This is a genomic window from Caulobacter sp. X, from assembly GCF_002742635.1.
GTDB lineage: Bacteria > Pseudomonadota > Alphaproteobacteria > Caulobacterales > Caulobacteraceae > Caulobacter.
Genome location: NZ_PEGF01000003.1, coordinates 181673 through 189357, shown reverse-complemented (window position 1 = coordinate 189357; position 7685 = coordinate 181673). Strand labels below are relative to the sequence as shown.

The 7685-nt window shown below is 64.0% G+C and carries 14 protein-coding genes and 1 pseudogene; 10 read left to right on the top strand and 5 right to left on the bottom strand.

Features of this window, described 5'->3' with window-relative positions; all coding sequences use genetic code 11:
* The first annotated feature begins 179 nt into the window (after positions 1-179).
* Entirely contained in the window at positions 180-887 is a 708-nt protein-coding gene (locus CSW60_RS22840; protein WP_236634346.1) for an SOS response-associated peptidase family protein, read from the top strand.
* Complete coding sequence (locus CSW60_RS22835; RefSeq protein ID WP_099539381.1) at positions 884-1363, top strand: hypothetical protein; 480 nt, start codon at positions 884-886, stop codon at positions 1361-1363. Before CSW60_RS22840 ends, CSW60_RS22835 begins: the two co-directional genes overlap by 4 nt.
* Positions 1364-1372: 9 nt before the next feature.
* Here the strand turns inward: CSW60_RS22835 and CSW60_RS22830 are convergent, their stop codons facing one another.
* Entirely contained in the window at positions 1373-1804 is a 432-nt protein-coding gene (locus CSW60_RS22830) for a hypothetical protein (RefSeq protein ID WP_099539380.1), read from the bottom strand.
* A 42-nt stretch (positions 1805-1846) separates the two neighbouring features.
* A complete protein-coding gene (locus CSW60_RS22825) occupies positions 1847-2125 on the bottom strand; it encodes a hypothetical protein (protein WP_099539379.1) in 279 nt (92 codons plus the stop codon).
* A gap of 98 nt (positions 2126-2223) precedes the next feature.
* Between CSW60_RS22825 and CSW60_RS22820 the strand changes: the two genes are divergently transcribed.
* Entirely contained in the window at positions 2224-2430 is a 207-nt protein-coding gene (locus CSW60_RS22820; protein WP_099539378.1) for a hypothetical protein, read from the top strand.
* Positions 2431-2443: 13 nt separating this feature from the next.
* Here CSW60_RS22820 and CSW60_RS22815 read toward each other — a convergent pair whose 3' ends face one another.
* Positions 2444-2830 carry a hypothetical protein gene (locus CSW60_RS22815; protein WP_099539377.1) on the bottom strand — a complete coding sequence of 129 codons (387 nt, stop codon included), beginning with the start codon at positions 2828-2830 and terminating at the stop codon, positions 2444-2446.
* A gap of 95 nt (positions 2831-2925) precedes the next feature.
* Here CSW60_RS22815 and ligD point away from each other — a divergent pair, with 95 nt between their 5' ends.
* A complete protein-coding gene (ligD, locus tag CSW60_RS22810) occupies positions 2926-3858 on the top strand; it encodes a non-homologous end-joining DNA ligase (protein WP_161495686.1) in 933 nt (310 codons plus the stop codon).
* Between the two features lie 62 nt (positions 3859-3920).
* The gene (locus CSW60_RS22805; protein WP_099539375.1) at positions 3921-4106 is read left to right on the top strand and encodes a DUF3606 domain-containing protein; all 186 of its coding nucleotides are present in this window, start codon (positions 3921-3923) and stop codon (positions 4104-4106) included.
* Here the strand turns inward: CSW60_RS22805 and CSW60_RS22800 are convergent.
* Together CSW60_RS22800 and CSW60_RS22795 are read right to left on the bottom strand one after the other, a co-directional pair.
* A complete protein-coding gene (locus tag CSW60_RS22800; RefSeq protein WP_143324264.1) occupies positions 4087-4581 on the bottom strand; it encodes a hypothetical protein in 495 nt (164 codons plus the stop codon). The two genes, CSW60_RS22805 and CSW60_RS22800, sit on opposite strands and share 20 nt — an antisense overlap.
* Before the next feature lie 48 nt (positions 4582-4629).
* Positions 4630-4962: a hypothetical protein gene (locus CSW60_RS22795; protein WP_099539373.1), complete on the bottom strand. Its 333-nt coding sequence runs from the start codon at positions 4960-4962 to the stop codon at positions 4630-4632.
* A gap of 147 nt (positions 4963-5109) precedes the next feature.
* On the opposite strand from CSW60_RS22795, the pseudogene CSW60_RS24480 reads away from it, so the two are divergent.
* The 5 genes and pseudogenes from CSW60_RS24480 to CSW60_RS22775 all read left to right on the top strand — a co-directional run.
* Positions 5110-5358, top strand: a pseudogene (locus CSW60_RS24480) (response regulator transcription factor); the annotation flags it as partial.
* Between the two features lie 196 nt (positions 5359-5554).
* Entirely contained in the window at positions 5555-5809 is a 255-nt protein-coding gene (locus CSW60_RS24200; RefSeq protein WP_236634345.1) for a hypothetical protein, read from the top strand.
* A gap of 166 nt (positions 5810-5975) precedes the next feature.
* Entirely contained in the window at positions 5976-6488 is a 513-nt protein-coding gene (locus CSW60_RS22785; RefSeq protein WP_099539371.1) for a hypothetical protein, read from the top strand.
* Positions 6489-6546: 58 nt separating this feature from the next.
* On the top strand, positions 6547-6960 hold the full coding sequence (locus CSW60_RS22780; protein WP_143324262.1) for a hypothetical protein: 414 nt from the start codon (positions 6547-6549) through the stop codon (positions 6958-6960).
* A 90-nt stretch (positions 6961-7050) separates the two neighbouring features.
* Complete coding sequence (locus CSW60_RS22775) at positions 7051-7674, top strand: hypothetical protein (protein ID WP_099539369.1); 624 nt, start codon at positions 7051-7053, stop codon at positions 7672-7674.
* Positions 7675-7685 lie beyond the last annotated feature (11 nt).

The following is a 7685-nucleotide window of genomic DNA, read 5'->3' as shown; positions in this document are numbered from 1 at the left end:
GCGAGTAGCGAACACCATCTTGGCCAGCGAGGTTTCCTCGCGCAAACAGGCCGGACATCTGATAGCAAGCGATTAGGTCAGATAGTCTACGCGTTCACTGCAAGCGGGGGGCCGTCCACATCTGCAACCTCTATAGCCAACGCCGCGGCCAGGCCGAGATCCTCGCCGCCACGCGCGCCATGGACCGCGTCGGCAACATGCCGTCACTGCCTGGCATCTTCCCAGACCAGATGGCTCCGATTGTGCGCCACGCGGCCGACGGCGCGGGCGATGAACTCGTGATGGTGCGCTGGGGCCTGCCCTCGTCGTCGAAGGCGCTCCTGGACGCGACGGAGAAGCGGGTCGACAAGCTGCGCGCCAAGGGCCAGGCCATCGACGACGCACAGTTCAAGGAAATGCTCCGGCTCGAGCCGGACGGGGGCACGACGAATGTCCGCAACACCAACAGCTCCCACTGGAAGCGATGGTTGGGACCGCAACATCGCTGCCTGGTCCCACTCACCTCCTTCGCCGAGCCGAACCAAGTCAACAAGCTCAACGGCGAAAACATCTGGTTCGCGCTTGGACCCGATCGCCCGCTCACCTTCTTCGCGGGCCTCGAGATCCGCGCGTGGACATCGGTGCGCAAGAAGAGCGTCGGTGAAGAAACACTCGACCTCTTCGCCTTCCTCACGACGAACGCCAACGCCTTGGTCGCGGGCTTCCACGACAAGGCCATGCCGGTGATCCTGACCACGGCCGAAGAGCGCGACGTCTGGATGCGCGCGCCGTGGGACGAGGCCAAGGCCCTGCAGCGGCCACTTCCCGACGACGCCCTAGTGATCGTCAATCGCGGCTTCGGCGTGAAGCAGGATCCGCCGAAAGAGGCCGAGGGCACGCTTCTATGATCACAGCCCTACGTTCGGCCCTATTCTGCGCCAAGGTCGTCTCACACGATGATGGCCGCACCGACCTGATCGGCCTCATAGGCGGCGAGATTTCGGCCGACAGCCGCCCAGGCGTGGTCCAGGCCTGGCTCTCCCTGCAGATCGAACTGGATCGCAAACCGACCTCGGGCCGGATCCTCGTCGAGTGCGAGGGCTTGAAGCAGGACTTTCCGTTCTCTGCGCCGGCCGGCCACGCGGAGGCGGGCGCGGCCTTCCCGCTGATCATTCCGGTGCTCAAGGAAGGAACGCTCTGGGTCACGGTCTTCGACGACCAGGCCAAGGCCAAGCCGCTGCGTCAGAAGTGGCGGCTGAAGTACAGGCCAGACGCCGAGACCCTGGAGGACCCTGACGCGGGTCGCCAGATCGCGGAGACAAGCCAGCGCGCTGCGGCCAGCATCGCCGAAAGCGCGAGACGCGAAACGCCTACCCGCCACTGACGCGCTTTCCTACGGCCGCCTCATCAACGGAGACGGGGCCTGGTCAAGCGCCTTGAAGTTATCGAGGAGCTGTCCGTAGTAGTTGTCGATATCGCGCTCGAGCCAGTCTGGGCGCGGCTGACCAGCATCCTCGTAGGACTTCGCCTTCTCGGTCAGCTCGACCATCTTCTCGAAGAGGCGAACCTGCTGAACAAGGAGATCGCGGCGATCTCGCGGGCCTGCCGTGTTGCTCTCTCGAATCCGCGGGTCGGGACATTCGCGCATCAGCTGGTCGATCGCGAACCGCAGTTTCGACGCGCGTTCGTCGAGTTCTTCGGAGGGGGTGTCGCCATGCGCTATCATCTCGTCGGTGAGCTTGCGGAGATCCGTCTCCAACGCCGCCATCCGCATCCGCCAGACCAGCATCTGAGGGCTTTGCGCGCTGCTGTTAGACATCACCATGATCGGCCTCCCTGCGCCGATCTAGCACGTTCACCGACCCGGTCACGACGCTTTGGGCTCTAGCTCGAAGTAGGGCTCGCCACGGCCATCATCCTCGGCCCGGTTGATCAATTTATCCTCACGCGCTCTGGCGACAAGAATCTGGACACCGCGATAGCGGATGCCGTGAATGATGTTCGTGCAGCGAGCCGCGCCGAGCGGGAGGCGGAAGTAGCTGTCGGTCGACATGCTGACCGCCGCCGGCAGAAAGGCGTCATCGCCCTTGTCGGCCGCCTCCTTGGCCATGAGGTCGAGCAAATTGTCGATGTCGTCGAGTGTCATGCGGCCTGGCTAGAGCGATTTCTTTTGTTGCTCTAGACCTTCGCCTTCAAAGCGCCACAGGCGCGGCCGGATCATCCGCCGTTCGCAAGGAGGGACCCATGCGCAAGATCACCATCCTGGCCGCCAGCCTGGCCATCGCTCTCTCGTCGGCCAGCGCGAGCTTCGCGGCCGCTCCGTGCCGCGACGCCAAGGGCAAGTTCATCAAGTGCCCGCCGGCGGCCGCGCCGGCCAAGCCGACCAAGTGCAAGGACGCCAAGGGCAAGTTCGCCAAGTGCGGGACGCCGGGGGCCAAACCGGTCGGCTAACCGGGCGCGAGGGTCACGTTTCGGGCAGGTCCAAGAGCGGGCCGGTGACGCGGTCGTGGCTCTCCTTCGAGAAGTCGGCTTCGCCCGTCCGCAGCTCTCGCTCGCCCTCCTCGGCCTTCTCCAACGGCTCGTCGTACTCCCGGCGCGGCGCCCTGCCTTCCGGATTGGCCGACGAGCCGAACTTGCCAGGATCCTCGTCTCCCGCTTCGCGGATGGTTCGAACCTCTGGCGAGGCCTCGAGGTCGCCGATCATCTGCTCGACGGCGTCGCGCTGCTGGTCGGGCGTGCTGGTCGGCTTCACGTAGGTGTCGATCTCGTCCTGCAGTCGGTCGACCAGGTCGTTGGCGGCCTCGACCGCCTCGGCCTTGCTGTTGTCCCCGCTCACGGCCTTGTCGCCCATCGCAACCTCCTTCGCGCGTCCTCATTGAGTCAGGACTCAAACCCCGAGGCCGCGAAATGGCTGCGCGCAAACGTGTTCAGGGGGCCGCTGTCCCCATGCCGGACTTCGTTCCCTTCCAGCACCCCAAGATGACCACCTCGCTCCCCGAAGGAAGCGCATGGATCCACGAGGTCAAACTCGACGGCTACCGGATGCAGGTGCGGACAGAGCGCGGCCGGGTAAGGATCAGCACCCGGAACGGTCTCGACTGGACTTCGAAGTTTCGAGCGCTTGAGGCGCTTGCCGGCGAGTTGCCCGATTGCATCCTGGACGGCGAACTGGTCGCCCTGGACGGCAAGGGCGAGCCCAGCTTCTCAAGCCTTCGCTCGGCGATCGCCCGGGGCGACACGGATGCTCTCATCTTCTACGCCTTCGATATCTTGTTCGAAGGCCGCGACAACGACCTTCGCCCCTACCCCCTGAGCACCCGAAAGGCGCGACTTGCTCATGTACTCGCGGAGGGTGGCGACCACATCACCGACACGATCCGCTTGGTCACGCCTTTGAACGGCCCGCCGGCGGCGCTCCTGCGCGCCGCGTGCGAGCTCAAGTGGGAAGGAATCGTCTCCAAGCGCCTGGATGCGCCCTATCGGGGAGGCAAGGATCGGCCGGATTCCTGGGTCAAGGCTAAGTGCCGGCCTTCGGCGGAGGCCGTGATCGGAGGCTGGACCGCTGACGGCCCTGCGTTCGGGCGCATCCTGTGCGGTGTTCCCGACGAGGGCGGCGGCCTTCGCTACATCGGCAGCGTTGATCCCGGGCGCGTGCCGGGGCTAGCGCGCAAGCTCGAGACGCTCAGAACGCCGCAGTCGCCGTTCACGTCCGGCCCCCTGCCCGCCCGGATTCCCGACGTCCATTGGGCACGGCCGCACCTGGTCGTCGACATCGAGATCGCCGAGTTCACATCGTCGGGCAAGATGCGCCAGCCGGCGTTCAAGCGCCTGCGAACGGACAAGACGGCAGCCGAGGTCAATCCTGACCTGGACGCCTGACACAGCAGGAACCCATGGAAGATCTCGGGACTTCCACAGCCATGGTCACGAGGAGATGCGCCATGTCTGACGACACCACCAACCGCGGCCCGCAAGACCGCAGCCGGATCGCCATGGGTGAAGATTACGAAGTCCGCTACTGGACAGCCGAACTGGGCGTCTCGGCCGACGAACTACGCCAAGCGGTCGACGCGGTCGGCAACAGCGCCGCGGCCGTTCGCGCCCACCTTAATCGCGGGTCCCATTAGCAAGAGCGCCGAGCCGGCGGCCGTCCGCACGCGCGGCGGTCTCCCGCCGCCTGGCGAGGATCCTGGCGACGGTGGCGAACAGAACCGTCAGTAGGGTGAGGAAGGAGATGAGGTTCAGGCAGGCGAAATAGGCCCGCCTGTGGGAGTCGAAATCGACCCCCATGACATAGGCCGACGTCGCCAGCTCGAAGCCCTGCAGAAGAAAGGCCGCGCCCAGCCAGGTGGAGGTGTACCTAAGCGCCGCCCAGAGAAACGACAAACCAATCGTGATCGACAGGATGATGTCGCAATAGAGCGCGATCCAGCTGCGATCGACGCCGGCGCTCTTGAAAGCCCAGAGCAGACCCCATTGGAGGGGTATGGACAGGAGGATCGTCACGCCGGCGTGACGCTCGGCGCCGCTACCCTGCCAAAGGGCCACGGCGCACACCAGCAGGGTCGCCGGCGCGATCACATATCCCAAGGCGAGCAGCATGGACTCCATGACGCCCACCTTGGGGTTGTAGTGGTAAAGCGACTATGATCAGGCCGAGAGGGCTTCCTGGGTCGCATGGCCGGTGAGGGTGTCTTCCTTCCAGGCGCCGCTGGCGGTCACGCGCAGGCCGATTTTCTCGCGCGAAGCTTCCAGGATCTTGTGCGTGGACACGGCGGCGGCTTGGGCCGCGCCAATCTGGGCCTGGGTCTTTTGGATCGACCCAATCGAGTGCTGGGTGAAGGTCTGCGACAGGTTCATGGTTTCGCCCAGGGCGACAACGTCGGCCTCGATCGAGTTGGCCAACAGCTTGGCCTGGGTGAGCATACGCTCCAATTCGTGCATCTTGGTCTGGATGCGCGAGCCCGCGATTTCGTTGTTCATGGGAGTAAGCCCGCCCTACTTGGTTAATGGCGCATTAACCCTAAAGCTGCTTCGTCAAGCGTGGCAATCAGCGCGAGCGCGACCATTCGACGCTGTCGCAACCCAGAAGGGTACGCAAACGTCTTCAGGCGAAAAATATGGCGGGTGATGTGGCCTTGGCTTAGACTCCGGTCCAAGTCGAGAGCGGATTACATGGCATTGCCGACAGTTCCACCGTCTCCGTTTGAGAATAACCCCGCCAGGAAGCTCACGCAGCGTGAGCGGGAGTGCCTTGAACTCGTCGAGAAGCAGCTGGAGTCGAAAGAGATCTCCCGCGCACTGGGGATCTCATTCCACACCGTCAACCAGCATCTACAGAAGGCCAAGGACACACTTCAGGCCAAGGACCGCTTCGAGGCCGCCCGGATATATCGGCGATTGCTTGCCCAGGGCCTTTGGGACGGACCGGCGCTCAGCGATACGCCATTTGGTATCCCTAATGGGGATAGTGACGCGGTTGCTAACGAAAATTTTCGTCTCAGTAACAATCCGTTTGGGATGTCGCCACACGCGGAGGTAGGCTCTGATCAGCGTGACAAAACGGGGGGAGGCCATGGCCAATTTCGACACGCGGATCACCAGAGCTGGGACCAAGGTCCACGAGCTACCCCCGCTGGCGACCTTCTCCTGGGAGATGACCGAGGCCGTGCTGCAGGAGATGGTCTGCGGATCGCCGGCCAAGATGATCTTCGTTCACGACTATCTGCAAGCAGCGCGCAAGCAGGCGATGTTCCTGCCGGACGAAGAGGTCCTGCGCATGATCCTTGGCCTGGCGATGACCGTCGGGTCCGAGGATTTCCGACCCTAGGCCCCACCAACACCCTCACGGTGATTGAGCGGCTCATGTTCATGACCGCGGGCTTGGTTATCGGCTTGGTGGTCCTCGGCCTATGCGCCTTTATTCTGAACGCTCTGAAGGCATGATATCCTGTGAGCAGTTCGGTCCTCACGCGGGCGCGGAACCCTGAAGCGCAATGATCAGCTGGCTAGTAGAGACCTGGTCTGCCCTGCCGGACTTCATCCTGGTGAGCCAGATTGCCTGGGCTCTATTCTTCGTCGCGATGGCCCTTGTGATCGTGCGCGGCGGCGCCGCGGAACGGCTCTTCTTCGCGGTCTTTATCACCTGCGCTTACCTGTCGCACGTCATCTGGGCCCCGCCGAATACGCAAGCGACCTATCTCGGTCTGATTGGCTTCGACGTGCTGGCGCTGGCAGCTTGCCTGGCGGTGGCCCTAATCTTCGACCGCTACTGGCCGATGTGGCTTAGGATCGCTCAGGCCCTATCCCTCATCGCCGAAATCGTATTCCTGTTGGCGGGCCGAATGTCGCCCTACGCCTATTGGAATCTCTCGGCGGCGGCGTTCGAGATGAGCTCTCTGGCCTTGATCCTCGGGATCATGATCGAACCCCCCAAACGGCCCTGGGGGTGGATCGAGGATATGTTCAAGCGCCTGCCGCTGGACCGGCCGCGCCGCGCGGCCAGCTGACATGGAGCGCCCAGTTCCTGACCTCGATCGCCTTGCCCAGGCGTTCTCGTCCTACAGCTTGGCCGATCTGATCGCGATTGTTCTCTCGATCGTGACGATTGTCGTTGGTCTCTACCGAGGTCGGGCGCCGGAACGGCTCTTCGTCATCGGCAACACGCTCGTGCTCTACGCCAAGTCGGTCGTGATCATAGAGTACGCCCGCGCCATTCAGGCCGCTCAGATCGTGGCGATGATCGACACCGCCTTCTTCATCGTCTGCTTGCCCGTCGCGCTCTACAGCAACCGATATTGGCCGATGGTCGCGACCGCGCTCATCGCGATGATCGTCATGTTGGACGTGGTGGCCGTGGTGTCGGCGTGGCCCATTGTAAACTCCAGGGTCACCTCGGTCGTTTGGCTCTACATCATCCAAACGACCGTGCTCGTGGGCGCTCTTGTCGAGGGGCGACGACCGACCCGACACGCGGCGTAGCGAGAAATCCGCGCCGTCGCGGAGTGCAATGTACCTTGCACTGTGAATAGCGGTCGCTATCCTTCGACCCGACTTTCACCGGGTGAAGCGATGAGCGCCGTCGACTCGCTGAGCAATCGCACCAAGCGGCCGCTACTCAACATCGCGCAACGCGTGTTGTTCGGACTCCCGGCGCCCGACCGTGGCGGCCGTCTGTGGCCGTTGACGGCCGTGGCGGTGTGGGTGCTGGCGGTCGTGAGGGCGACGGTGCTCGGCTACCTCGTCGCCTTTCTGCCGGTCGCGTTCTTCGGAGCGGACTATGTGGGCACGTCCGCGGGCCGTTGGTACGCCGCCTCCGGCTTCGTCGTCTTCGAAGAGCTCGCCCGCTGGAGCTATGGGCTGGCCGCGCGTCGACCCGTTCGGGCCTGGCTGGTCTTTCTGGTGCTCATCGAGCTGGTCGAAACCGTCGCCTACGCCTACACGGGCATGGCGGACGCTTTGGCCCATCACCGCCCGTTCGTGACCCCTGCGGTCTATCTGCTCAGCCGGTCGCCGGCGATCCTTCTGCACATCGTCGCCACGCTGGTCTTCATCACGGTGTGGAAGAAACGCCCCGCCGCCATGATGGCCGCGCTAGCGGTCGTCACCCTCGGCCACATCGCCTTCGACTATGCCGCCCCCGCGATCGTCACGGCCCTGACCGGCCTAGACCATGTCGGCGCGGCCCCACACTAGAGGAGTTCCCC

What these genes read in the sequence shown, in the direction of transcription:
- CSW60_RS22795 (WP_099539373.1), bottom strand. Translation starts at nt 4,962, where the DNA reads ATGAACAACGAAATCGCGGGCTCGCGCATCCAGACCAAGATGCACGAA.
- CSW60_RS22825 (WP_099539379.1), bottom strand. Translation starts at nt 2,125, where the DNA reads ATGACACTCGACGACATCGACAATTTGCTCGACCTCATGGCCAAGGAG.
- CSW60_RS22835 (WP_099539381.1), top strand. Translation starts at nt 884, where the DNA reads ATGATCACAGCCCTACGTTCGGCCCTATTCTGCGCCAAGGTCGTCTCA.
- CSW60_RS22840 (WP_236634346.1), top strand. Translation starts at nt 180, where the DNA reads ATGGACCGCGTCGGCAACATGCCGTCACTGCCTGGCATCTTCCCAGAC.
- ligD (WP_161495686.1), top strand. Translation starts at nt 2,926, where the DNA reads ATGCCGGACTTCGTTCCCTTCCAGCACCCCAAGATGACCACCTCGCTC.
- CSW60_RS22800 (WP_143324264.1), bottom strand. Translation starts at nt 4,581, where the DNA reads ATGCTGCTCGCCTTGGGATATGTGATCGCGCCGGCGACCCTGCTGGTG.
- CSW60_RS22785 (WP_099539371.1), top strand. Translation starts at nt 5,976, where the DNA reads ATGATCAGCTGGCTAGTAGAGACCTGGTCTGCCCTGCCGGACTTCATC.
- CSW60_RS22775 (WP_099539369.1), top strand. Translation starts at nt 7,051, where the DNA reads ATGAGCGCCGTCGACTCGCTGAGCAATCGCACCAAGCGGCCGCTACTC.
- CSW60_RS24200 (WP_236634345.1), top strand. Translation starts at nt 5,555, where the DNA reads ATGGCCAATTTCGACACGCGGATCACCAGAGCTGGGACCAAGGTCCAC.
- CSW60_RS22805 (WP_099539375.1), top strand. Translation starts at nt 3,921, where the DNA reads ATGTCTGACGACACCACCAACCGCGGCCCGCAAGACCGCAGCCGGATC.
- CSW60_RS22830 (WP_099539380.1), bottom strand. Translation starts at nt 1,804, where the DNA reads ATGGTGATGTCTAACAGCAGCGCGCAAAGCCCTCAGATGCTGGTCTGG.
- CSW60_RS22820 (WP_099539378.1), top strand. Translation starts at nt 2,224, where the DNA reads ATGCGCAAGATCACCATCCTGGCCGCCAGCCTGGCCATCGCTCTCTCG.
- CSW60_RS22815 (WP_099539377.1), bottom strand. Translation starts at nt 2,830, where the DNA reads ATGGGCGACAAGGCCGTGAGCGGGGACAACAGCAAGGCCGAGGCGGTC.